Genomic DNA, 24,085 nt, shown 5'->3' on the forward strand with positions numbered 1-24,085 from the left:
GCGCTTAAAATCATTGTTACGCTCTGTTTGTCACACACCGAGCTTTTACTAGGCTGCTAACCAACATCCCAGAACGTCTTATCTTCTATGCTTCTGGCCTTTGTTCGCGCTGAGCACTATCATCTTAGCCCTATGCCAGCACATAGCTGCGACTCTTTTCTCCAACAACCTAACGGATTTCCATGGCGCAATACGTATTCACCATGAACCGGGTTGGCAAAGTTGTGCCGCCCAAAAAGCAAATTCTCAAGGATATTTCGCTATCATTCTTCCCTGGTGCCAAAATTGGCGTGTTGGGTTTGAACGGTTCCGGTAAATCCACACTGCTGCGCATCATGGCCGGTGTCGATAAAGAGTTTGAAGGTGAAGCTCGTCCGATGCCTGGTATCAATGTGGGCTACCTCCCTCAGGAGCCACAGCTTGATGACGAAAAGAACGTTCGCGAAACGGTAGAAGAAGCCCTAGGCGCCATTAAAGAAGCTCAAGAGAAGCTAGACGCGGTGTACGCCGCCTATGCCGAGCCTGATGCGGATTTTGATGCCTTAGCGAGCGAACAAGCACGCCTTGAAAATATTATTGAAGCTGCTGATGCACATAACCTTGAGCGTAAGCTAGAAGTTGCTGCTGAAGCGCTGCGTCTACCGCCTTGGGATGCCAAAGTAGGCAACCTTTCCGGGGGTGAGCGTCGCCGCGTGGCATTATGCCGCCTGCTGCTTTCAAGTCCCGATATGCTGCTGCTTGATGAGCCTACTAACCACTTGGATGCTGAATCCGTTGCTTGGCTAGAGCGCTTCTTGCACGACTATAACGGCACTGTAGTGGCCATCACCCACGACCGTTACTTCCTGGATAACGTTGCTGGATGGATTCTAGAGCTTGACCGTGGCCAGGGCATACCCTTTGAAGGCAACTACTCTCAATGGCTGGAACAGAAAGAGCAACGCCTGAACCAAGAAGCCAAGCAAGAAGTATCGCGCCAAAAAGCCATCAAGCAAGAGCTTGAATGGGTGCGCAGCAACACCAAGGGGCGTCAAGCGAAGAGCAAAGCGCGCCTTAATCGCTTTGAAGAGATGCAGTCTGGTGATTTCCAAAAGCGTAATGAAACAAACGAGATCTATATTCCGCCTGGCCCACGCCTGGGTGACAAGGTCATTGAGTTTCATAACGTCACCAAGCGGTTTGATGACAAGCTACTCTACCAGGATCTCTCGTTTACCATTCCCCAAGGGGCAATTGTCGGGATTGTAGGTGGTAACGGGGCCGGTAAGTCAACCCTGTTCAAGCTGGCCACCGGCCAAGAACAGCCGGATGCTGGCGAAGTAGTGATTGGCGAGACAGTCGATATTGCCTACGTTGAGCAGCTGCGCGACGCGCTAGACGACAAGCAAACTGTTTGGGAAGCCGTCTCTGATGGGCAGGATATTCTCAACATCAATGGCTATGAAGTATCCTCGCGGGCCTACGTTGGCCGCTTCAACTTTAAGGGGAACGATCAGCAGAAGCGCTTAGATGAGCTTTCTGGTGGTGAACGCGGTCGTCTGCAACTTGCCCAAACGCTGAAGCAAGGCGCAAACGTACTGCTGCTAGATGAGCCTTCAAACGATCTGGACATTGAGACCTTACGCGCATTGGAAGAAGCGCTACTTGCCTTCCCTGGCTGCGCTATGGTGATCTCTCACGATCGTTGGTTCCTCGACCGTATCGCTACGCATATTCTCGCCTTTGAAGGCGATTCAGAAGTTGTCTTCTTCGATGGCAACTACACCGAATATGAAGAAGACCACAAAAAGCGCGTGGGTAATGACACGCCTAAGCGGATGAAGTATAAGCGTATCGACGCCTGATCGTGGCATCGTAGCAACACTGCTTATATGCAAAAAAGCCCCATGTGCGGATGAAAGCGCACTTGGGGCTTTTTACTGTCTTAACGTTTATAAAAAAACTGAAAACGTTACTAGCCTGCCGGCCAAGTAAACTGCCGCCCACCCATCAAATGCATATGAATATGGTAAACAGTCTGGCCGCCCATTTCGTTGCAATTCATGACTACTCGATAACCATCTTCTGCGAAGCCTTGCTGTTTAGCTAGCTGTGCAGCGGTGTACTGCAATCGCCCAATAACCGCTAAGTCATCTGGAGTAATATCGTTCAGCGTGGCAATATGCTTTTTAGGAATGATCAGCTGATGCGTTGGTGCCTGAGGGCTAATATCATTAAATGCCAACACGTGCTCATCTTCATATACGATATCTGCGGGAATTTCGCGGTTTATTATTTTGCAAAACAGGCAATCCATACGGCCTCCTTCATTTTGTAAGTGGCGAAAACGTACTAACTAGCAAAAACGGCCTAGCGAAAACGGCGCTGAGAAAGCAAATGGCGAACCAAGGGGGCTAGGATTAGCTCCATCGCTAGCGACATTCGCGCGCCAGGCACTACCAACGTGTGTGGGCGTGTCATAAACGAGTCTTTAATCATCGCCAATAGCCAGGGAAAGTCCACTGTTGACGGGTCTCTAAAACGAATCACTACGAATGATTCTGCATCGGTGGGAATGTCTTGTACTTCAAACGGGTTCGACGTATCGACGGTGGGCACCCGCTGGAAATTAATATGGGTACGAGAGAACTGCGGCTGAATGTAGCGCACATAATCATCCATGCGCCCTAATATGGTATCGATTACCGCTTCCTGGGAATAACCGCGCAGCTTAGTATCACGGTCAATTTTTTGAATCCACTCCAGGTTCATGGTTGGCGCAACGCCAACTAACAAATCCACGTGACGAGCAATATCATACTCTTGCGTCACTAAACCGCCGTGCAGCCCCTCGTAAAATAACAAATCAGTACCACAGGGTAGTGACTGCCATTCAGTGAACGTCCCTACCCGATAACCCGCCTCAATTTTTTGCTTATCTTCCGCATGAATATAGTGGCGGAACGTACCCGCCCCATGTTCACCGTACTCGATAAACAGCCCTTCAAGCCGATCAAGCAGATTGGCTTCTACCGCAAAGTGAGAAAGTTCATCTTTACGCTCGGGCTCATCTCGAAAAATCCGCTGAAGGTCATCGCGAGTGTAGCGGTGGAACGCATCGCCATCCACCATGGCAGCGTGCACATCTTCACGCAAAAACATGCGTTCAAAACTGCGCCGCACCGTCGTGGTGCCCGCTCCTGAAGAGCCGGTAATGGCAATGATTGGATATTCCCGCGACATTAAGCACCTCTCTCCGGTGCGACCGCCTGAGCAATCGCCTGCACGACGTCATCAGGCACGTTCACAGGCCGCCCTGTAGAAAGGTCTAAAAGAAGCTGATTGACGCGAGCAGTTGCCACCACTTTATCGGTTTCCGCATGACAAATGCGCTGGTACACCGTTAACGCTTTGCCTTGCGGCTCAGGGACAGCGGTCTCAATTATCAAGGCATCTGGCCAGCGTGCCTCGCTCTGATACTGAACAGCCAGATCGACAACAACGCTTGGGTACCCTTTCATATCCCACTCAGGCAAGCCTAGCGCTGCGAAGGCATGCACACGAGCTTCATGTAGTAGCGATACTAAAACGTCATGTCCCAAGTGACGGCCATAGTTCATATCCGTCACCCGCACCGTCAAAGGATGCCGATGAATAATCGCTGCCGTGGGGAAATCCAGCGTGACACGCTCCATGCCTAGCTCCTTGTCGGTGATAGTTTAGCGCTGGCGAACCACCGCTGATTGCTATGCTTCCCGGGCGATAGCACGGAATGCGATATCACGGCGAAACTCAGCGCCTTCCCAATGAATCGCGTTAACACCCTGATATGCTTGCTGTTGAGCAGCAGAGACCGTGTTGCCCAATGCTGTTACACACAGCACTCGTCCGCCTGCGGTCAAAATAGCGCCATCAGCAGCCTGTGTCGTGCCAGCATGAAAGACCTTGCACTGGGCCTGTTCTGCCTGTTCTAAACCGTCAATGACATCGCCTTTACGGTAACTACCGGGATAGCCACCTGCTGCCATGACAACGCCAACGGCCGCACGGTCGTCCCACTTACACTGCTTATCAGCAAGCTCACCCTTAGCACCGGCCAGACAAAGGGCAGCTAAGTCTGACGTTAAGCGCATCATAATCGGCTGAGTTTCAGGGTCACCAAAACGACAATTGTATTCAATAACCTTTGGATTGCCTTCAGCATCAATCATCAGGCCCGCGTACAAAAAGCCTGTGTATGCATTGCCCTCTTCCGCCATGCCTCGCACGGTAGGAAGTATAACCTGCTCCATGATGCGCTCGTCGATCTCTGGCGTTACCACCGGCGCTGGGGAGTAAGCCCCCATGCCGCCCGTGTTGGGGCCAGTGTCGCCGTCGTAAGCACGTTTGTGATCTTGGCTAGTAGCCATGGGCACGACATTTGCACCATCCACCATAACGATAAAGCTGGCTTCTTCACCCTCAAGAAACTCTTCAATAACCACGCGTGCGCCAGCATCGCCAAAGGCATTCGCTTCTAACATATCGCGAATAGCCGCTTCAGCTTCGGCTTCGCTCATCGCTACAATGACCCCCTTACCCGCCGCCAAGCCGTCAGCTTTGATGACAATCGGCGCGCCCATCTCAGCTAAGTAAGCCAAAGCGGGTGCTACCGCCGTAAAGGTTTGGTATGCAGCAGAAGGAATCTGATGACGTGCAAGAAAGTCTTTAGTGAACGATTTAGAGCCTTCCAATTGGGCGGCACGTTGAGAAGGTCCGAAAATGGTCAGGCCCGCAGCCTGAAAGCGATCGACAACGCCTTCCACTAGCGGTGCTTCTGGCCCCACCACTGTCAGCGCCACCTGCTCACGCTGGGCAAACTCAACCAACGCGTCTAAATCTGTTGCTTCAATCGCTACGTTGGTCAATTTAGGCTCGGTGGCAGTACCTGCATTACCCGGCGCAACAAACACCTGCTCGACATCACTAGACTGCGCTAATTTCCAAGCCAATGCGTGCTCGCGGCCACCGCCACCTATCATTAAAACGTTCATTATCATCCTTCTCAAACGGGAGTGCGTAGTTGAGACTAGTTGAGACTAGTTGAGCGCAGTTAAGAGCGTCATCGAATTAATCAGCCACATTATGCCACAACGTCTCAACCAGCGGCGTTACGAGCTTTTATCCGGCGTATCGTCTTCATCCGTTTGATTAGGCTGATTAAGCGTTTTTTGCCAAAAGCGCATATTCTCTTCCGCCAATTCGCGCATAAACTCCATGGGAGAGTGGCGAATTGCTTGTTGCCATTGGCTTTGCATGCGCTTTTGCTGCTCTAGCATGAGCTGGGTACCCTGCTCTAAATAGCGTGCCAGCGGTAAAGGTGATGACATATCATAAACACGGATCAGCTGGGCAAGCAGATCGTTCGAGAAGACCTCAGCATCGCTATCAGCCTGCTCTTGTTCGATAATGATCGACAGCAAGATAGTTCGCGTTAGATCTTCCCCACTTTTAGCATCTTCGACGCGGAAGGGTTCTTCCTCAATAATCAAACGCCGCAGATCCTCAAGCGTCACGTAACGACTTTGCTGAGTATCATATAACCTACGGTTAGCATATTTACGAATTACGCGCACAGCGCATCTCCTTAAACGCGGTAGAGGCTTTGTCGCCATTGCTGCTATTGTGCCTGCAACATGCGCCTATGCAAGCCAGCTTAACGGATTAGTACCGTTAGACGTGTCTTCCTTATGACCAATAGACGACAATCATGAATCTGATTCTGCTTAATCCGAGCGAAGTGAAGGGAGCTTATGCTTACCTTACTGACGCACGACGTATCACCCATTTACGCGAGGTACACCGCGCCTGTATAGGAGATCACTTCACCGTTGGCCTGCAGGGGGGGCAAATGGGGAAAGCACAGCTAACCGAACTAAACGATATCCAGGCAACTTTCACATTAGAAAGCTTGAACGAGCCGCCCCCACCGCCCCTGCCAGTACACTTAGTGTTGGCGCTTCCTCGGCCCAGAATGCTGGCACGTACCTTAGAGCATGTCACTGCCCTTGGTGTAAAAAATATTACACTGCTACACACTAAACGGGTGGAAAAAAGCTACTGGCAATCTCCCGAACTCCGCACGGAGAAAATTCACCACCACTTAGTACTTGGCCTTGAACAAGCGCGGGACACACAAATGCCCAAAGTGACGCTATGCAAAGGTTTTCGCCCCTTTTTAGAAGAACAGCTGCCTGAACTATTAAAAGAACGGCGCGGCTTGATGGCACACCCTGGCATGCCGAACGCCTGCCCGCGGACGGTTGACGGGCAAATACTGCTTCTCGTTGGGCCGGAAGGCGGTTTTATCCCCTGGGAAGTTGAAAAACTACTTGAGGCAGGCTGCGAGGGCATACACTTAGGCCCCCGCATTTTACGGGTAGAAACGGCCGTAACCGCGCTGTTATCCCGACTTTTTTAATCCTTCGCTACGCCTTTTGCTGGGTAACGAGCGCTATAGGCTCAAAAAACAGGCGTTAAGACTGCTCGTCTGCAGGGTCGTGGGGGACATAAGCCGCGTTTTCCCCACACTCTGGTTGTTGAAGAAAAGTAGCACGCACATCCAACAATCCTAAGTGACTAATCGTACGACGCCCCAAGAGAAGAGGATAAATCATCTCTTCTCGATCACGCAGGCTAAACTGCTCTTCATAAACTGTATTACCCATGCACACGTCCATTAGCACCACCGGACGCTCATCACGACCACCTGCCCCGCGTACGGCTAGCTCGCGATAGAGGGGGCGTTCGATCTGATCGCTAAATGTTTCACCGCTCTCCTGATCCTCTAGCTTGAGCCGGAAACGAACCCACTCTTCGCCCTCTTTCTCAAACATTTCGATATCACGTGCGTCTAGCGAAGAAGTCAGTGCACCGCTGTCTAGCTTAGCTTTCACAGCGATACCCCAAGGCTCAATTAATGCATTTTCAACCCAGCCAAATACCTTATCATCTGCTTGAGCAACCATGCTCACTAGTAATGCACCGGCAACAGCACTAGCAGCCAGAACACCCAGAAAAGTTTTCCTCATTACATTTCGTCCTTGGTAAGAAATTTAAATAACTACAAAGACCTAATAAACCATTAACGCAACCGTTCTAACAGCGCCTGTGTCGCGAAGCCATCCGGAATGAGTCCTTGGTCACGTTGGAAAGCGCGTAACCCTTCACGTGTATTGGGTCCCATGATGCCGTCCGCAGTTCCTACTGAATAACCAGCATTATTTAAACGTTGCTGCAGGGTACGTACATCATCACGTGTCAGCGGAGCTTGGTCTCTTGGCCAAGACGCTTTAATGCCATCACGTCCCGCAATAGCATCTGCCAGTGTAGCCACGGCTAGAGCATAACTGGTGGCATTGTTATAGCGCAAAATTGCCCGAAAGTTAGGCCCTACTAAAAATGCTGGGCCGTTTGCTCCTGCGGGCACAATCACCGCAGCGCTATCAAAATTAGGAAGTTCGCCACTTATCGGACGCACGCCTTGTGACGCCCATTCAGCACTGCTACGCCGTTGCGTTTGTGAGTAATCGAACGAGTCAGGCAAGTTGACTTCCACGCCCCAGGGCTGTCCAGCCTGCCAGCCTGCCCGCGCAAGATAGTTAGCGGTAGATGCCATGACATCAGGAATACTGCCCCATATGTCTCGACGGCCATCATTATCGCCATCCACAGCATAGGCTTCAAAACTGCTGGGTATAAACTGCGTATGCCCCATGGCGCCCGCCCAAGAGCCTTTCATTTGCTCAGCGGCAATGTCACCTTGGTCAATAATCCGTAGAGCCGCTAACAGTTCGCCCCGTGCAAAATCACGCCGACGGCCATCGTAAGCAAGTGTTGCCAGTGACTCAAGCGTCGAGAAGTCACCAAAATTACTGCCATAATTACTTTCGATACCCCAAATGGCGACGATAATTTCCGCAGGAACGCCATAGCGTTGCTGCATTTGCCGAGCAGTATCGCGATGAGCCGCAAGCTTTTCTAACCCGTTATTAATCCGTGTACTGGAAACTGCTGTATCAAGGTATTGCCAAATAGGACGAACAAACTCTGGCTGATACTGGTCAAGCTCAATCACCCGTTCACGGTAGCGAAGCCCATCAAACGCAGAGGTAAGCGTTGCCTCACTAATTCCTTGCTGTGCAGCGTAGCGGCGAAAATCAGCTAACCACTGGTTAAAACTGGCGTAGCTAACTTGTTCGGCTGCGCGTGCATCCACTTCGCTCATTAGCTGCTGATTAGCGGCTACGCTAGCACTTAGCGGAACACTACTCGCCGCTAATGCAAGTGATAAGCACAATGCGGGACGGATACTTATTGAACCTTTATCTTTCAAAGACATAGCATTAATCTCTTGGCAATCCTTGGCGTGTTTCCGATAATGGCTCAGAAACACGGCAGATGCTAGTCTTACCCACCAAGCCGCAATAAAACAATCAGGTGAAATGCCACCACGACCCCAGTCAGCAAACCACGCAGTTTAAAATACCAAGCAGGAAAGCCTTCTCGCCCATCGCGACTAAGATCGTAACCACCGATTAAAATAAAGCCTGCTAGCAACACCCATAACCCTGTCACCACATTGAATAATAATGCAGGCCAAGCGATTAAGCTGGGCACCATAGCGATAAACAAACGTCGGCGGTTGTCTGGGCGCGGTACTTGAAGAGCACTTCCCCAATGAACACCCCCTAGAAAAGACAAAATAACTGCGCTGTAATAGCTAAATCCATACACCGCTGTTACTTGCCAAGCAGAAGATCCCCACCAAGCGATCACGCCCCCGGCAACAAAAGGAATTAACCCTGCAAGACCAAGAAACCAAGCAACGCGGCAGTCACTACTTACCTCTCTCATATTTCAAAATCCACTTCTTGAACGCTATTGTCAGTACCTAAGTGAAACATTACTCATCTGTTTCTTGAAGTTCTGTTTTAGCTACTAGCCAGCGTTGCCACTCGCTTGGCTCTACATAGGGCACACCAAACCTGGAAGGCGCTACACGCCAGGGTTGTTGTCGCTCTAATCCTATTGGCAACGTCGCTAATTCAGGTAGCCAGTAGGCGACGTAAAGCCCCTTAGGATCATAATGGCTTGCTTGCTTTAGTACATTAAAATAACGGTCTTCACGGGGGTCACGACCAACTCCAGCCACATAACGCCAATTACCCCAGTTACTTGCCACATCATAATCAATCAGACAGTGCTCAAACCACCACGCCCCAAGACGCCAGTCGACGTTCAGATCTTTCACTAGGAAACTGGCGACATTTTGGCGGGCTCGGTTAGATATCCAACCGGTGTATTTAAGCTCCAGCATGGCAGCGTCAATAAATGGCACGCCGGTTGTAGCATTGCGCCACGCATTAAATGCTTTGTTAGCAGGCGGCAATTTTTCATGACCAAATAGCGCAGCGCCTTCCAGTTGGGCCGCTCGGTGAAAATAATCACGCCACAAGAGTTCAAAAACTATCCAGTAACTGGATTCACAGCTGCCGTTTATCGCTTCCCAGGCTTTTACTTCTTGATGCACCTGACGCGCGGACAAACAGCCACGTGCTAACCAAGGAGAAAAACGCGTCGAGAAATTTGCACCCAGTAACCCATTACGGGTTTTCTTATAAGATTCCGCACCGTTTTGACGCCAGAGATACTGTTGAAAGCGGTCACGGGCAGCCAGCTCACCCCCAACGAATACAAAGCCTTGTCGCTGATCCGGCTGCCAGTCAGCACTCTCTTCGCAAACGGCCTTTAAAGGAGGAAACCCTCTGGGCGCTGCGTCTGGCCAGGGTGGCAGTGTCACTGGTGCAGGTTGCGGTTCAGAAAATTCGCAATGTTTTTCTATACGGCGTCGGAATGCCGAAAAGCTTGGCGGCAGTTCATTCAACGCAAAGGGCAACTCATTTTCAGAAATCAAATAACCACTATCAGCGCAAAAAAGCTGACAACCCGATGGAAGATGCTCAGCAACACGCTCGATATGCTGCGATTCTTCATATCCCGAATGGACTGCTACTCGAACTTCTCGTGCACTTAGCGTTTTGGCTGTTTCCAGTACAATACTGGCAGGGTCGCCAATGCGAACTAACAAATCACTGCCGCGCTGTAACAGCTCACCACGTAGCTCCATCAAACTTTGCCATAAAAAACGCAGGCGAGCTGGTCCAAGCCTAGGGGTGTCATCTCCCTCAAGCGCCGGCTCGAGCCATCGCTGATCTAGCACATAAAGGCAAAGCAACTGTTCTGGAGGGGTATTGAAATGTAGTAGAGGGTTATCCGCTATCCGCAAATTATCCTGAAGCCATACAATATCAGTCGTGCTAGTCATGCACTTGCCTCCTTGGTGTGCTTTGCTGCTTGGCTTCGCGACGGCAGCGTTCACTGCAATAGCGCACTTCATTCCAGCAGCGCGCCCACTTTTTCCGCCAAGTAAAAGGACGCTGACATTGAACGCAATCTTTTTGCGGTAAATCTTGCTTGCGTTGCATAGGAGTATCTCGCTGCCTGACGTTTGCACGCCACGTATAAAAACATAGACACATTATCCTACACAGTATAACTATTGTACATAAATTGACACGTTTGTTTCTGACGCTCAGCCCCTTTTCTCTAGTGCGCGCAATAAAAAAGCCATCCGAGTGGATGGCTTTTCAATAGTGAATACCGCAGCGAATCGCTATTCTATAACGCAAGGGAAAGAGTTAATCCGGCCCGCTGTGGTCAATCAGGGTCTGTAGTGCGGGGGTGCCGCTTGGCATTTTCATGGGTTTCAAGGCCGCTTTTAAGCTCGTGAGTCAGCGGATCATAGTTGGGCCTTAACTCATCTTTTACGGTACCGCTCCAGAGGCGTGAGCCAACAAAATAGCCTGCCCTGCCAATCACATGGGCAGCAATCGGTGCTGTTATTAAAATAAAAACAATAATAGCGAACGAGCGCGCAACAATGCCAACTTCGGCAAAGTGCATGGCTGCAGCCAACATAATTAAGATCACACCAAGCGCTGCCGCCTTGGTAGTTGCGTGCATACGTGTTAGCAGATCTGGTAGCCGCAGCAAACCAATTGCAGCGAGTAGCATAAAGCTCGACCCCGTTATCAACAGTGTGCCTTTGATAAACTCAATCATCCCGCGGGCCCCCACGTTCTAGAAAGCGTGCAAAACCAATCGCTGCTAAAAACCCCATCAAGGCAATCACAATAGCGGCATCCAGAAAGCTTGCCACGCCCGACTGAATTGCATAAACCCCCACAAGCCCCACCACCGTGGTGGAGAACAACTCAAGTGCAACAACACGGTCAGGTAAGCTAGGGCCTCGCACAACACGCACAAAGGTCAGCACTAGCGCTAGCCCCATAATGATCTGGCTAATCAAAATAACGGTATCCATTAACGAAATAGCTCCAAGGCACGGTGCTCCATTTCTTTTAAGTTATTTCGAAGCTCTTCTTCATCATCTAAAAACATCGCATGAATATAGAGCACTTTTCGGTCATCAGAGACATCAAGGCTCAATGTGCCCGGCGTTAGCGAAATCAAATTAGCAACCATAGTAATTTCCATTTCGGTACGAGCAGAAAGAGGCAGCGCAATAACGCCTGGTTTCATATGCCAAGGCGGTGTCAGTATATCGAATGCAACGCGTAGGTTAGCCTGCACTAACTCCTTAATGAAAAAACCGATAAAACCAATAATTCTCGGCACACGAGCCGGATAACCTTTCAACGCCTCGACTTGAGGCTCGATTAATAGCAATGCGATGTAGCCAAAAATCATCCCCACTAACAAATTAAGCCCCGTGAAGTCTCCACTTAACAGCACCCAGGCTAGCCCGAGCAAGAGGTTCCAAATCGCACCGGTCATGGGGAGTCCTCCGTACGGTCGCCTAACTGCTCGGCCTGTAACTCAATCGGGTCAAGCATCGCTGCTTCGGCGCTAGCAGACACACCTAGTACAGCCTCAATGTAACCTGACGGTGTCATCAGCTGCTCACCAATAAGCGTCATCACTTGCATGATGGGTTCAGCGAAAACACCTATTAATAGTGACATCATGGCCAGCACAATAACTGGCGTATACATCATCCACAGGCTTGGTTTTAATAAACGTCCATCATCTCCGACAGACGTGTGTGAGGCGGGTACATTGTTGTCTTCCGGCAGCGCCTTCCAGAAAACTTCATTCCAAATTTTCACCATGGAATAAAGCGTCATAATTCCTACCGCCAGTGCAAACCCTGTCGCTACGTAAGCTTCTGCTTCAAGGCCAGCGCGAACCAGCACGAACTTGGCAAAGAAGCCCGATAGGGGCGGAATGCCTGCGAGCGAAAATGCCGAAATAAAGAAGGCCACCGCTAACCAAGGCCGTTCGCGATAAAGGCCTCCCATCTTTTTAAGCTGGTAAGTGCCTTGTAAACGATGGGTAATACCGCTGATCAGAAACAGATTTGTTTTAACAATAATGTTATGCATGATAGCGAATACCCCACCAGCAATCGCTAGGGGTGTATAAAGTGCCAAACCAAGAATCATATAACCAATCTGGCTAACAATGTGGAATGAGAGAATGCGACGGAACTCATACTGAGCGGCAGCACCAAGCACACCGGTGACCATCGTCAGCACGGCTCCCCAAAGCATAATGTCCTGCAGATACCCCATTGTCTGATCAAAAATAAGCGTGAATACGCGAAACAACGAATACACCCCGACCTTGGTCAGCAAGCCAGCAAACAGCGCCGATACGGCTACTGGCGGGGTATGATAGGAAGCAGGTAGCCAGAAAAAGAGTGGGAAGGCGGCGGCTTTAATACCAAAGGCCACCATAAACATGACAGCAAGCACTTCGACCATGCCACTATGTTCTGCCTCATCCATGCGCAGCGCTATATCAGCCATGTTTAACGTGCCTACCGTGCCGTATAGTAGCCCCACTGCTGTTAAAAAAATCACCGATGCAAGCAGGTTAAGCGTGACGTACTTAATAGCCCCTTCCATCTGCGCTCGCTCACCACCCAGAATCAACAACGCAAACGACGCCACCAGCATGACTTCAAACCAGACATACAGATTAAAAATATCGCCAGTTAAAAAAGCCCCCGCTACCCCTGCTAACAACAGGTGCATCAGCGGGTAATAGCCAAACTTTTCATGGCCACGCCCCGTGGTAGCCAGCGAATAAATACCCATTGCCAAGCCAATGATGCCTGTCATTAAAATCATGACGGCACTCAACATATCGGCAACGAGCGTAATTCCAAACGGCGCCGGCCAGCTGCCCATCTGCATGGTAATGTAACCATCAGCTAACACAGCAACAAATAGCCATACACTGACAAGCAGCAGTGCCACATTACCCGCTACCGCAATAAAACGCTGTACGGGGCGAGAGCGCCAAAACAGGAGTGAAAGCGCCCCAGAAAGCAGTGGCAACAGGACGGGAAGTGCAACTTCAGGCCTCACGTGTCGGTATCCTTCATTTTGTCCAGATCATCTGCTTTTACGATTTCGTAGGCACGGCGAATTAACACGACAGCAAACGCCAGCACCCCAAATGCAATCACAATTGCCGTTAGTACAACGGCCTGTGGTAGCGGATCCGCTACCTCACCCAATGGTTGTAGCATCCCTTCCGGAATTAACGGTGGTGCTCCGCGGGTCATGCCTGCCGTAGTAAAAATCAGCAAATTAGCGCCATTAGACAGCAGCAATAGACCAATCACTAACTTAACAATAGAGCGGCGTAACATCATAAAAATAGCGGCGGCATAGAGTAGCCCAATCGCTAGTGCCATTAGCGGTTCCATATGGGGCCTCCTGAGTTATTAAGGTTCATCCTTATCCACCTCCATCAACGCCATCACCATACCCATGACCGAACCAAGCACAGCAAAGTACACTCCCACATCAAAAATGAGCGGTGTAGATGCTTTAAAATCAATCACGGGAATAGTCCACCACTGAGCGGTTAAAAACGGCTGTCCCATAAACCAAGCAGGTACGACTGAAATCATGCCTAGCAATAGCCCCACCCCAATTAAGTCACGGGGATCAACCATGCGTAGCACCTCTTTAGTGGCACTGACGCCAAAGGCAAACAGATAAAGCGTGAAAGCCCCAGCTGCCACCAGACCAGCAATAAACCCACCACCTGGCTCATCGTGTCCACGCAGCAACAAGAAAATTGAAAACATCAGCTGTAGCGGCATCAAAAAACGTGCCGCAGTATTGAGAATGATGGTGCCTGATTTAACCATCGTACGGCTCCTTAATACTGGCTTTTTCGCCTTCTGCTGCTTTGTTTTCATCTCCGCCGTGGCGAAGCTTAAGCATGGCAATTACCCCAATTGCAGCGAGAGCAAGTACAAACATTTCGCCTAGCGTATCGAGAGCACGGTAGTCCACCAAAATGACGTTTACGATGTTACGGCCATAAGCCAAGGGAGCACTGTTCTCGACCATATATGTTGAAATTGGCTCAAACTGATTGATACTCCAGGCGGTCATAATCAGTAGAAAAATTAAAATCCCCATCATCGCAGCCACACTACCATCGCGGATACGTTCCAAACTGGTGGAGAGGTTTGAAAAGCGAGGCAAGCGAAAGAGCACCAAGACCAATAAGATAACCGTCATGGTCTCAACCAATAGCTGGGTAATACCCAAGTCCGGGGCACTAAAAAGAATAAAGATCAGCGCAATCGAGAAGCCCATAATGCCAACTGACACCACCGCCCCAAGACGTGAGCGGGAAATGGTCGCAAACAACGCACCCATCACCATCGTGCCAACGACAATTACTTCATGGAAACGCACGTCCAGCGTCAAGGCCAGCTGGGGAGAGTGGCGAACCAATATCGAGTTTCCAATCAGGGCAATAAGCACCACTAACATGACAAGAATGTAGTTGCGCATGTAGCCGTTTTGCAGCAAGCGTGTCTGCCATTCAGAAAATCGCACAATGCCATTCATTAAACCTTCGTAACCCGCTTCGGGGCCATGGCGCATGACGGGCACCAGCATCGCTAATTTGCTACGGGCCCCGTCCCAGCGTTTAAACAGGAAAAAGCCTAGCCCAAGACTAACAATCGACATGATCAATGCCATGTTGATGCCATACCAGAGCGACAGTGTCACCGATAGTGGCTCACCTGCCACCGCTGTTGCGGCTGATGTAAGTAACGCATCAGCCCCCAGAATGGCGGGTGCCAACCCTAGCAAAAGCGAACCAAGCGCCAACACAGCAGGCCCAATTAGCATGCTAAAAGGCGCTTCATGGGGCTCTTTTGGGGTGGTATGCAACTGCCCCCAAAAGGGGCGAATCGCTATGATGATGGCCACGGCTATCGTCAGAATGGCAGCTAAAAAGGCAAACAAAACTAACAGTATTTTAAAACGCTCTGCGCCTAACGCTGCTTCTAGCATTAACTCTTTTCCAATAAACCCAAAAAGCGGCGGCACACCAGCCAACGACAGCGCCGCCACACAGGCAATCACCGCGGTTATTGGCATGGCAGACTTCAGCCCACCCATGGCAGTAACGTCTTTGGTACCTGTCTCATGGTCTAATATACCGGCAACCATAAACAGCGCCCCTTTATACATCGAATGAGCAAGTAAAAAGGTAACAAATGCCGTCATAGCGTACTCAGAACCAATGCCCAACAGCATGGTTAACGTGCCCAGTGCCATAATGGTGGAATAGGCCAGTAGCTTTTTGATATTAGTGTGATGAATCGCTAAGAAAGCCCCCGTTAACATGGTGGTCGCGCCGACCACTGACAGTATTCCCACCCACAGCGCTGTGCCACCGAGCTCTGGCTGCAAACGGGCCAGTAAGTAAATACCTGCCTTTACCATGGTCGCTGAGTGCAGATAGGCCGAGACTGGTGTCGGTGCCGCCATCGCGTTGGGCAACCAAAAATGAAAAGGGAACTGAGCTGATTTTGTAAAAGCTCCCAACAGCAGGCAAATAAGCATAGGGGTATAAAGCGAATGGTCGCGAAGATCGCTTTCCATTTGGCTTATTTCATAAAGCGACCAACTCCCGCTAGCCACTCCCAGGAACACAAGGCCTGCCATCAACGCTAGTCCACCCGCGACAGTGACGAACAACCCTTGGCGTGCGGCTTTCCGAGCCTCCATGTCGTAGTGGTTAAAGCCAATCAATAAGTAAGACGTGATACTGGTTAATTCCCAAAAGACAAAGAGTGTCAGCAGCCCATCAGCGAGCACCAACCCCAACATAGAGGCCATAAACGCTACAAGCGCTAAGTGAAAACGTGCGATATCGTCATGGCCTTTTAAATACCCACCGGCATAAATCAGCACGAAGGTACCGATCACTGTAATCAAAAGGCCAAATAATAAGGAAAGCCCATCAACTAAAAAGCTTAGACTGATGCCTAGAGACGGCACCCATGCCCACTCCAGCAGTAATGATCCCTCGCTTATGACGACCGGCGCTAGGCTGAGCAGCCAGCCAGCCATTAGGGCAGGAAACAGTGCCAGCGCTAGGCTTGCCCGTTCTCCAAACCAGCGGTTGAGAAAAGGCGACGACGCTGCCAGCACAAAGCCCATTAAAACAGCGAATTGCATCCGGTGGTTTCTCCCTGTAAGAACGTTTCAGTTAACTCTAAGGCAGCAGCAAGATCGAACGGCCCTAACGTTGAATAAATGTGATTTTTAATGCACAGACCTTATACCAAGGTTGGTCAAATTTCTAGAAATCTAGGACCCATAAAAAAAGCCGCCGTGGTTAGGTACCTTGGCGGCTTGTGACAAGATGAATCCTTACGTAGTAGAAAGCCAACCTAACAACTCGTTGTTTACAACCGCCAATAGCGCCTCAATATGGTCATCCCGGTCATTCAAGCAAGGGATGTAGCTAAACGTCTCGCCGCCCGCTTCCATGAAGCTATCGTGAATCTCTTCCTTTATCTCTTCTAGCGTCTCGACACAGTCAGAAGAGAAAGCCGGCGACATAATCGCAATATGCTTGTGCCCCTGCTTAGCCAACTCAGCTACATGATCAACGGTTTGCGGGCCTACCCACTTTTCGGGCCCAAACTGCGACTGAAACGCAGTGTCCACTTCCTCTTTACTCAGCCCCAACTTTTCGCGCATCAAGCGCGTCGTTTTCTGGCACTGACAGTGGTAGGGGTCACCTTCTAACAAGTAGCGCTCCGGCACACCGTGGTAACTTGCCACCAGCTTGGTGGGACGAGTTTCAAAGCTGTCATAAGCTTCTTGTACCGAGTTTGCCAGCGCCTGAATATAGGCTGGGTGCTCAAAGTAAGCGGGCACTGTACGAATATAAGGTTGCCACTTCATTTTCATGAGCGTGCGGAATGCCTGATCATTTGCCGTCGCTGTGGTGGGCGAGCCGTACTGGGGATATAGCGGGAAAAAGACGATCCGCTCACAGCCCTTCTCTTTCATACGGTTGAGCACACTTTCGGTCGACGGATTGCCGTAGCGCATACAGAAATCAACTTCGACGTTATCGCCATAGAGCGCCTTCAAACGTTCGGCCATTTTCTCCGTTTGCGCACGCGTGGTGGTCAACAGTGGGCTCTCGTTTTTCTCGTTGTTCCAAATACTTTTATAAGCATGCCCAGAAGAAAACGGCCGCTTGGTTAAAATAATCAGCTGCAGCAGCGGCTGCCACTTCCAGTTAGCGTAATCAACAACGCGCTTATCAGACAAAAACTCACTGAGATAGCGACGCATGGACCAATAGTCAGTTGCATCCGGGGTGCCCAAGTTGGCCAGAACCACACCCACCTTGGCAGGAGGAACCGCAGGGTGGTCACTAGGGGCATGAACCAAACGCCCTTCGCCCGGCTGATCTTTCACAACACTATCGACCATGTCGCTAACTCCTTAGGTACTTTTAATAGTTGGCAAAATCTTAACACTTTTCGGCAAAGCCGCGGCATAAAGTTATACTATCAACATTATTTGTATAACTGCAGGCAAACTCATGTATAAGCCTTTACTGCTTGTTCTTGGCGATCAGCTGTCGCTTTCCCTGGCAACCTTGCGCGATGCGCCGAACAACGCGGTGGTCGCCCTATGTGAAGTCAGCGAAGAAGCACGTTATGTGCCTCACCATATACATAAGATCGGCTTATTCATGGCCGCCATGCGACATTTTGCCCAAGCGTTACGGGATAAAGGCTATACCGTGCACTACACCCGCCTTGATGATCCCGACAATACCCATTCGCTCATCGAAGAAGCCGAACGTATTGCAACCCAGTATGGCTGCAGTGAAATACACGTAACGAGACCCGGCGAGTGGCGATTATGGGATGCCATGCGCCAGCGCCAACAGGCTACCCTACCCTGGCAACTGATAGAAGATGAGCGTTTCTTTACCACACCCGACGACTTCGCTCACTGGGCTCACGGTCGTAAACAACTCCGTTTAGAGTATTTTTATCGTGAGCAGCGCAAACGAACCGGCCTGTTAATGGAAGGCGATGCACCTGCGGGTGGCCAGTGGAATTTCGACCACGACAACCGCGAACCGATTGATGCAACCCTCAGTTTTCCAGCGCTACCCCAACACACACAAGATGCGCTCACCAAGGAAGCACTCAACGACGCCAAGCGCCATTTTAGCGACCATATGGGCTCCCTGGATAACTTCAACCTCCCCGTCACCCGCCGACAGGCGCTGGTGGATTTGAAGCACTTTCTCAACCACGGCCTGGCCGATTTTGGCCGCTATCAGGATGCAATTAGCGACGCCGCACCGTTTCTGTATCACTCCAGGCTATCGGCGGCGCTCAATATCGGTCTGTTAACCCCTCAAGAAGTGTGCGAAGCCGCTGAGCAGCAGTATTACGATGGCAAAGCCCCCCTTAACGCTGTTGAAGGGTTTATTCGTCAGATACTTGGCTGGCGAGAGTATGTTCGTGGGCTTTACTGGACACACATGCCGAATTATAAGCGTGAAAACCGGCTTGGTTTTGAACGCGATTTGCCTGCGTTTTACTGGGATGGAAATACTGATATGCGTTGCTTACAGCGCGCTATTCAAATGACCATCGACAACAGCTATGCACACCATATTCAGCGCTTAATGGTAACCGGCAACTTTGCCCTACTTTGCGGCGTGAAGCCTGAAGCACTCTGCGATTGGTACCTGGCGGTTTATGCCGATGCCTGCGAATGGGTCGAGCTGCCCAATACGTTGGGCATGGTGCTGCATGCCGATGGTGGTCTAATGGGTTCCAAACCTTACTGCGCTTCCGGCAAGTATATCGACAAAATGTCTGACCACTGCCAGCACTGTCGCTACTCCCCAAAGCAGGTAACTGGCCCAAAAGCCTGCCCATTTAACAGCCTTTATTGGCATTTTCTGGAAACCAACGCTGAGCAGCTAAACCGTAACCCGCGCATGAAACTAATCTATGGCTCTCTCTCACGCATGAAAGACGAAAAGCGTGAGGCGATGCGTCAGCAGGCGGAACAGTTTCTAGCCTCACTACCGACCAGCCAAGGCTACGGCCAAGCGCACCATACCCAAGGTTATAACGCAAAGGACACTCAATGAGCCGTTTTTCGACACTCCAGGCCAACTCACCAGTCACCCTATTCCACGATGGTCACTGCCCCTTTTGCCGCGTAGAAGTCGCATGGCTTGCAAAACATCGCCATAAAGAGCGCGTGACCTTAGTGGATATTCAGGATGAAAACTTCAACGCTGCCGATGTTGGACGCACCTTTGGTGACATGATGGGACTGCTACATGTAAGAGACAGCAAGGGAAGTTGGTATATCGGGATGGATGCCAGCCGGGCCCTTTATGCGGTGTTGGGCTACCGGTGGCTAGTGTGGCTATCTTGCTTACCAGGCCTACGGGGGATAATGGATGCAGGCTATCGTTTTTTTGCCCGTCGCCGCGTTCGACTGGGGCAGTGGTGGGAAAAACGTGCCGCTAAATAAGTGAATAAAAGAAGATCAGGTTAAAATTAAAATACCAGCGGCATACGCGATGTCAGTGGCGAGCTGTAATGCGCATCACGACCAATCACTTCATCCTGGGGCACATGCTGAACTAAGTAAGCACGATGGATGCCAGCGCGCTTTAGCTCAAGGTAGACATCGTCTAATGAGCGAAACAGCATTGGCTTGTTACGCTGAGTTAGCATGTGCCGCTCACCCTCAACATCTTCAAGTTCAACTTGGTAAAAACGGCTACCAGAATGAGTAATGACGCGTATTTCAAAGTTGTCGTGCCCTGCGACAAACCGTTTCAGTTCTTTCAGTTCCATGATGCTCTCCTATGATTGTTAATTATCATGGGGCACAGCATGACGTTACCCCATGACAATTTTATTACCTTTACACTAACTAGCTATGACGGCAACATCACAAGAGAGTTCCTGACCAAACCATCAACTATTCAGCCAAGAATTCATCAACTTTTTCATCAACATATTCATCGAATTATTGATATTCAGATGGGTCGATGGCCTTACCTAACGAGTTGCGATCAATCCAGTTGCCGCCTTTGGTTTCCTTATAACGAAAAACCACCTTATCGCCCACGGTGACTGGCAGCTCCGAATCCTCAGTCTGGTAGCTATATTTTTCCCCTTCGACCACTAGGAAGTAACGGTAGAGGTCAGGCATACCCAACCACTCTTTAAATGGCCCTTCACGCTCTAGCGACTGCAACTCCCCACGGCCTTCTAACTTTGGAAGACGCTTACGGTTGCCACGTCTAAAACCACCTGCCATTTGCTACTCCTGTCTATCTGTTTCGTCGGGGAGGAGCATTATACGTTCTCCCCCCTGACGCTCAAGTTAATCACCGAAAGCTTCACCATAGCTATCAGGCGCTAGATCTTCAAAGCGCGTGTACTTACCAATAAACGCCATATGCACCGTCCCAATCGGGCCGTTACGCTGCTTGCCGATAATCAGCTCAGCAATCCCCTGGTTATCAGGATTATCGGGGTTATACACTTCATCTCGGTAAACAAAAGCAATCACGTCGGCATCCTGCTCGATCGCACCCGACTCCCTTAAGTCCGACATCACAGGACGTTTATTGGGGCGTTGCTCTAACGAACGGTTAAGCTGTGAAAGGGCCACAACAGGACACTGAAACTCTTTTGCCAACCCCTTCAACGAACGGGATATTTCCGAAATCTCACCGGTTCGGTTTTCAGAAAAACCGGGGATCTGCATCAGCTGCAGATAGTCAATCATGATCAGTGCCATATTACCGTGTTCACGCACTACCCTGCGTAAACGCGAGCGCATTTCGTTAGGCGAAAGTGCTGCGGTGTCGTCTATAAACAGCTGCTTGTCTTTGAGCAAATTGACTGCTGAGGTAAGCCGCGGCCAGTCTTCGTCTTCCAACTGGCCAGAGCGCACGCGAGTCTGATCAATTCGGCCTAGTGACGACAGCATCCGTAGCATCAGCGACTCAGCGGGCATCTCCATGGAAAACACCATCACCGGTTTGTCGCTAGAGATCACCGCATGTTCAACCAGGTTCATTGCAAAGGTGGTCTTACCCATAGACGGACGTCCGGCAATAATCACCAAATCCGAAGGCTGCAGGCCGGACGTCATTTCATCCAGGTCACGAAATCCCGAGGAAAGTCCGGTCATCTCACCTTTTAGATTGAACAGCTCATCAATACGATCAACCGCTTTGGTTAGTAGCTCACTCATGCCAATAGGGCCGCCGGTTTTCGGCCGCTCCTCGGCAATTTGAAACACTAGCCGTTCAGCTTCATTGAGCAATTCATCTGCAGGCCGCCCCTGGGGCGAAAATGCCCCATCAGCAATTTGATTGGCCGCCCGGATAAGCTTACGCAGCGTCGCCCGCTCACGAACGATATCGGCATAAGCACGAATATTGCTGGCCGAAGGCGTATTACGCGCAAGTTCTGCCAGGAACGCCAAACCACCTACTGTATCTAGCTGATCACGCGCTTCCAGCGCTTCTGATAATGTAATAACGTCCAGCGGCTGACCAGATTCGGCTAGATGAATCATCACGTTGAACACCAAGCGATGTTCATAGCGGTAGAAATCGTCTGCCACTAACCGCTCCGACACATTGTCCCAAGCCTGGTTGTCCAGCATTAGCCCACCAAGCACCGACTGCTCCGCTTCAAGAGAATGCGGCGGCAGCTTTAGCGCTGCCGTTTCCTGATCAGCAGATGGCAGGTCCTGCATAGCGAGCTCCTTTAAATAACATAGCCAACGACGTTCACTATCTTAGCGCAACCTCAGATACACCATAAGCGGTACATCGACGCTAAGCGACGTTCAAAAAAACGCACCAAAACAGCGCACATACTTTTGACCAACGCCTAGAAGTAAACATACTCAGTCGTTACTCCTTAACGACGAGTCACAACTGTTTTAAAAATTTGTTTTAAAAAAACCTACTTTAAAAAACCTACTTCAAAAAACAAAGGGCGCGGGAAGTCCCGCGCCCTTTGAGGCGTCAGCGTTGGCGAGAGCGTTTACTCTGCGACAACAACCACGCGAACAACCGCATCTACATCTGCATGCAGGTGTAGTGCGATGTCGTACTCGCCAGTCTGGCGAATCGGACCTTGCGGCATGCGTACTTCGCTCTTGGCAACATCGATGCCAGCAGAGGAAATCGCATCGGCCAGGTCACGAGGACCAATAGAACCGAACAGCTTGCCTTCATCACCTGCTTTAGAAACCAACGACAGTTCGATGTCGTTAAGCTGCTCAGCACGCGCTTCAGCTTCTGCTTTACGCTCGGCGGCTTGGGCTTCAAGCTCAGCACGCTGGGCTTTAAATGCTTCAACGTTCTCTTTGGTGGCCGGTACGGCTAAGCCGTAAGGTACCAAATAATTACGACCATAACCGGGCTTTACAGTGACTTTGTCACCCAGGCCGCCCAGCTTACCAATATTGTCGAGCAGAATGACTTCCATCTCGTAAACCTCTTGTCAGTTGCTGCGGGCAAGGCGTGCGCGAACGTTCGCGAATGTATCAATCAGCCCCAACAGCAGCACAATGAGAATCGTGGGCCAGGTCGTGATCAGCAGCACATAAAATGCCACCAGCCACAGCCCGTTCATCCCCTTTATTCCAATAAACCCATGCACTAACGCAATACCAGCGACCAGCAGAGGAATCCATCCAAGCATTGCCAGAGCGTGCGCGCCTAGCACCATACCCACTACACCAAGCACGATTAAAACAGCGAGCTCTTTAGGGGATAGGCGCAATGCGTGAAACTCTTCACGGAAGCCGCCTGGGTTATAAAGCCCAGCCTGCCAGCTTCGCGCTAGGGCTAAACACGCAATAGCGGCTAACAGTACTACTAAGCCGGTTACTCCACCAATCACCATAGCGGCGAGTGTCGGCGCATCAATACCTTGGTTAGCAAACTCTGTCAGCATGCGATCAATCTCAGTCGAGCTTTCTCGCAGCTGCTCCAGCATCAGCTGTGTTCCACCTGGCGGGCTAAAGATGCCGAGCTGAACCATTACCGCTGCCGCTAATGTGCCAACGATTAATGCTTCACTCCAGCGCATCCTCTCACGCAAGATAACCGCCATCAGGGTTACTAGCAGTACGCTAGCAAGTGGAATGACGTCACCTTGAGACCACCAAAAACCTGCAGGTAGTGCTGCAGCGATAATTACCGGCAGTGCAGGCGCGAAGCCTTTTCGCAAAGTAACTAACGCAGCAATGGCTGCCCCTAACCAGAACAGCCAAGGCACTAGCGTCGCTAATGCTGCCCCGCCGATGGCATAAGGCGTGCTCTGCATGAGCCATCTTGCCAGTGCCAGCATCACGTTAAACGCTTACTGATGGCTATCGGAGTAGGGCAGCAGTGCCAGGTAGCGCGAACGCTTGATAGCAGTCGCTAGCTGACGCTGATAGCGTGCTTTGGTACCGGTAATACGGCTCGGAACGATCTTGCCGGTTTCGGTGATGTAAGCCTTCAACGTGTCGAGATCTTTATAGTCGATCTGCTTGACGCCTTCAGCGGTGAAGCGGCAAAACTTACGGCGACGGAAAAAACGTGCCATGGACTAGCTCCTTAA

Annotated in this window: 28 protein-coding genes; 4 read left to right on the forward strand and 24 right to left on the reverse strand. The window is 50.6% G+C overall.

All coding sequences use genetic code 11. The annotated features are described in order from the left end of the window. The first annotated feature begins 182 nt into the window (after positions 1 to 182). Entirely contained in the window at positions 183 to 1,844 is a 1,662-nt protein-coding gene (gene ettA / locus CR46_RS0112180) for an energy-dependent translational throttle protein EttA (RefSeq protein WP_030073267.1), read from the forward strand. Positions 1,845 to 1,954: 110 nt separating this feature from the next. Here ettA and CR46_RS0112185 read toward each other — a convergent pair whose 3' ends face one another. The 5 genes from CR46_RS0112185 to phaR form a co-directional block, all read right to left on the reverse strand. After that, positions 1,955 to 2,296: a histidine triad nucleotide-binding protein gene (locus tag CR46_RS0112185; protein ID WP_030073269.1), complete on the reverse strand. Its 342-nt coding sequence runs from the start codon at positions 2,294 to 2,296 to the stop codon at positions 1,955 to 1,957. Positions 2,297 to 2,349: 53 nt separating this feature from the next. Continuing rightward, positions 2,350 to 3,222 carry a phosphoribulokinase gene (locus CR46_RS0112190; RefSeq protein WP_009721706.1) on the reverse strand — a complete coding sequence of 291 codons (873 nt, stop codon included), beginning with the start codon at positions 3,220 to 3,222 and terminating at the stop codon, positions 2,350 to 2,352. Next, positions 3,222 to 3,674 carry an acyl-CoA thioesterase gene (locus CR46_RS0112195; RefSeq protein ID WP_030073272.1) on the reverse strand — a complete coding sequence of 151 codons (453 nt, stop codon included), beginning with the start codon at positions 3,672 to 3,674 and terminating at the stop codon, positions 3,222 to 3,224. The genes CR46_RS0112190 and CR46_RS0112195 overlap by 1 nt, the downstream gene beginning before the upstream one ends. A 51-nt stretch (positions 3,675 to 3,725) precedes the next feature. Further along, positions 3,726 to 5,012: a phosphoribosylamine--glycine ligase gene (gene purD / locus CR46_RS0112200; RefSeq protein ID WP_030073274.1), complete on the reverse strand. Its 1,287-nt coding sequence runs from the start codon at positions 5,010 to 5,012 to the stop codon at positions 3,726 to 3,728. A gap of 117 nt (positions 5,013 to 5,129) precedes the next feature. Continuing rightward, entirely contained in the window at positions 5,130 to 5,594 is a 465-nt protein-coding gene (gene phaR, locus CR46_RS0112205; RefSeq protein ID WP_030073282.1) for a polyhydroxyalkanoate synthesis repressor PhaR, read from the reverse strand. Positions 5,595 to 5,728: 134 nt separating this feature from the next. Between phaR and CR46_RS0112210 the strand changes: the two genes are divergently transcribed. Next, complete coding sequence (locus CR46_RS0112210) at positions 5,729 to 6,439, forward strand: 16S rRNA (uracil(1498)-N(3))-methyltransferase (protein WP_030073284.1); 711 nt, start codon at positions 5,729 to 5,731, stop codon at positions 6,437 to 6,439. 55 nt (positions 6,440 to 6,494) lie between these two features. Here CR46_RS0112210 and rloA3 read toward each other — a convergent pair whose 3' ends face one another. The 13 genes from rloA3 to hemH all read right to left on the reverse strand — a co-directional run bounded on the left by rloA3 (position 6,495) and on the right by hemH (position 17,885). Beyond that, on the reverse strand, positions 6,495 to 7,049 hold the full coding sequence (gene rloA3 / locus CR46_RS0112215; protein WP_030073286.1) for a retropepsin-like aspartic peptidase RloA3: 555 nt from the start codon (positions 7,047 to 7,049) through the stop codon (positions 6,495 to 6,497). Positions 7,050 to 7,102: 53 nt separating this feature from the next. After that, positions 7,103 to 8,359, reverse strand: coding sequence for a lytic murein transglycosylase (locus tag CR46_RS0112220; protein ID WP_030073288.1), 1,257 nt, complete (start codon positions 8,357 to 8,359; stop codon positions 7,103 to 7,105). Positions 8,360 to 8,427: 68 nt separating this feature from the next. Beyond that, the gene (locus CR46_RS0112225) at positions 8,428 to 8,874 is read right to left on the reverse strand and encodes a DUF3429 domain-containing protein (RefSeq protein ID WP_030073290.1); all 447 of its coding nucleotides are present in this window, start codon (positions 8,872 to 8,874) and stop codon (positions 8,428 to 8,430) included. A gap of 49 nt (positions 8,875 to 8,923) precedes the next feature. After that, a complete protein-coding gene (locus CR46_RS0112230; RefSeq protein ID WP_030073291.1) occupies positions 8,924 to 10,345 on the reverse strand; it encodes a DASH family cryptochrome in 1,422 nt (473 codons plus the stop codon). Continuing rightward, entirely contained in the window at positions 10,338 to 10,559 is a 222-nt protein-coding gene (locus CR46_RS18185) for a DUF2256 domain-containing protein (RefSeq protein WP_320055266.1), read from the reverse strand. Before CR46_RS18185 ends, CR46_RS0112230 begins: the two co-directional genes overlap by 8 nt. A gap of 178 nt (positions 10,560 to 10,737) precedes the next feature. After that, positions 10,738 to 11,142, reverse strand: coding sequence for a monovalent cation/H(+) antiporter subunit G (mnhG, locus tag CR46_RS0112235; protein ID WP_030073293.1), 405 nt, complete (start codon positions 11,140 to 11,142; stop codon positions 10,738 to 10,740). After that, positions 11,135 to 11,404 carry an MrpF/PhaF family protein gene (locus CR46_RS0112240; protein WP_009721695.1) on the reverse strand — a complete coding sequence of 90 codons (270 nt, stop codon included), beginning with the start codon at positions 11,402 to 11,404 and terminating at the stop codon, positions 11,135 to 11,137. The genes mnhG and CR46_RS0112240 overlap by 8 nt, the downstream gene beginning before the upstream one ends. Beyond that, entirely contained in the window at positions 11,404 to 11,877 is a 474-nt protein-coding gene (locus tag CR46_RS0112245; protein WP_030073295.1) for a Na+/H+ antiporter subunit E, read from the reverse strand. Before CR46_RS0112245 ends, CR46_RS0112240 begins: the two co-directional genes overlap by 1 nt. Further along, entirely contained in the window at positions 11,874 to 13,475 is a 1,602-nt protein-coding gene (locus CR46_RS0112250; RefSeq protein WP_030073297.1) for a Na+/H+ antiporter subunit D, read from the reverse strand. Before CR46_RS0112250 ends, CR46_RS0112245 begins: the two co-directional genes overlap by 4 nt. After that, positions 13,472 to 13,819 carry a Na+/H+ antiporter subunit C gene (locus CR46_RS0112255; protein ID WP_030073299.1) on the reverse strand — a complete coding sequence of 116 codons (348 nt, stop codon included), beginning with the start codon at positions 13,817 to 13,819 and terminating at the stop codon, positions 13,472 to 13,474. The genes CR46_RS0112250 and CR46_RS0112255 overlap by 4 nt, the downstream gene beginning before the upstream one ends. Positions 13,820 to 13,837: 18 nt before the next feature. Further along, positions 13,838 to 14,269, reverse strand: coding sequence for a Na+/H+ antiporter subunit B (locus tag CR46_RS0112260; protein ID WP_030073303.1), 432 nt, complete (start codon positions 14,267 to 14,269; stop codon positions 13,838 to 13,840). After that, positions 14,262 to 16,610: a putative monovalent cation/H+ antiporter subunit A gene (locus tag CR46_RS0112265; RefSeq protein WP_030073305.1), complete on the reverse strand. Its 2,349-nt coding sequence runs from the start codon at positions 16,608 to 16,610 to the stop codon at positions 14,262 to 14,264. Before CR46_RS0112265 ends, CR46_RS0112260 begins: the two co-directional genes overlap by 8 nt. A 195-nt stretch (positions 16,611 to 16,805) precedes the next feature. Continuing rightward, the gene (gene hemH, locus CR46_RS0112270) at positions 16,806 to 17,885 is read right to left on the reverse strand and encodes a ferrochelatase (protein ID WP_030073307.1); all 1,080 of its coding nucleotides are present in this window, start codon (positions 17,883 to 17,885) and stop codon (positions 16,806 to 16,808) included. A 112-nt stretch (positions 17,886 to 17,997) separates the two neighbouring features. Between hemH and CR46_RS0112275 the strand changes: the two genes are divergently transcribed. Both CR46_RS0112275 and CR46_RS0112280 read left to right on the forward strand, forming a co-directional pair. Next, positions 17,998 to 19,578, forward strand: coding sequence for a cryptochrome/photolyase family protein (locus CR46_RS0112275; RefSeq protein ID WP_030073309.1), 1,581 nt, complete (start codon positions 17,998 to 18,000; stop codon positions 19,576 to 19,578). Beyond that, a complete protein-coding gene (locus CR46_RS0112280; protein ID WP_030073310.1) occupies positions 19,575 to 19,970 on the forward strand; it encodes a thiol-disulfide oxidoreductase DCC family protein in 396 nt (131 codons plus the stop codon). The genes CR46_RS0112275 and CR46_RS0112280 overlap by 4 nt, the downstream gene beginning before the upstream one ends. A 26-nt stretch (positions 19,971 to 19,996) precedes the next feature. Here CR46_RS0112280 and CR46_RS0112285 read toward each other — a convergent pair whose 3' ends face one another. The 6 genes from CR46_RS0112285 to rpsR all read right to left on the reverse strand — a co-directional run bounded on the left by CR46_RS0112285 (position 19,997) and on the right by rpsR (position 24,070). Continuing rightward, positions 19,997 to 20,299 carry a DUF6482 family protein gene (locus CR46_RS0112285; RefSeq protein ID WP_030073311.1) on the reverse strand — a complete coding sequence of 101 codons (303 nt, stop codon included), beginning with the start codon at positions 20,297 to 20,299 and terminating at the stop codon, positions 19,997 to 19,999. 175 nt (positions 20,300 to 20,474) lie between these two features. After that, positions 20,475 to 20,768, reverse strand: a complete 294-nt coding sequence (locus CR46_RS0112290) for a hypothetical protein (RefSeq protein ID WP_009721685.1) — start codon at positions 20,766 to 20,768, stop codon at positions 20,475 to 20,477. A gap of 66 nt (positions 20,769 to 20,834) precedes the next feature. Then, entirely contained in the window at positions 20,835 to 22,223 is a 1,389-nt protein-coding gene (gene dnaB, locus CR46_RS0112295; protein ID WP_030073314.1) for a replicative DNA helicase, read from the reverse strand. A 293-nt stretch (positions 22,224 to 22,516) separates the two neighbouring features. Next, positions 22,517 to 22,963, reverse strand: coding sequence for a 50S ribosomal protein L9 (gene rplI, locus CR46_RS0112300; RefSeq protein WP_030073316.1), 447 nt, complete (start codon positions 22,961 to 22,963; stop codon positions 22,517 to 22,519). 15 nt (positions 22,964 to 22,978) lie between these two features. Next, complete coding sequence (locus CR46_RS0112305; protein WP_030073317.1) at positions 22,979 to 23,830, reverse strand: hypothetical protein; 852 nt, start codon at positions 23,828 to 23,830, stop codon at positions 22,979 to 22,981. Positions 23,831 to 23,842: 12 nt separating this feature from the next. Continuing rightward, positions 23,843 to 24,070 (reverse strand): 30S ribosomal protein S18, encoded by a 228-nt coding sequence (gene rpsR / locus CR46_RS0112310; RefSeq protein ID WP_009097135.1) that lies wholly within the window; start codon positions 24,068 to 24,070, stop codon positions 23,843 to 23,845. Between the last annotated feature and the right edge of the window lie 15 nt (positions 24,071 to 24,085).

The organism is Vreelandella neptunia (genome assembly GCF_000712975.1).
In the GTDB taxonomy this organism is placed as follows: Bacteria; Pseudomonadota; Gammaproteobacteria; order Pseudomonadales; family Halomonadaceae; genus Vreelandella; species Vreelandella qaidamensis.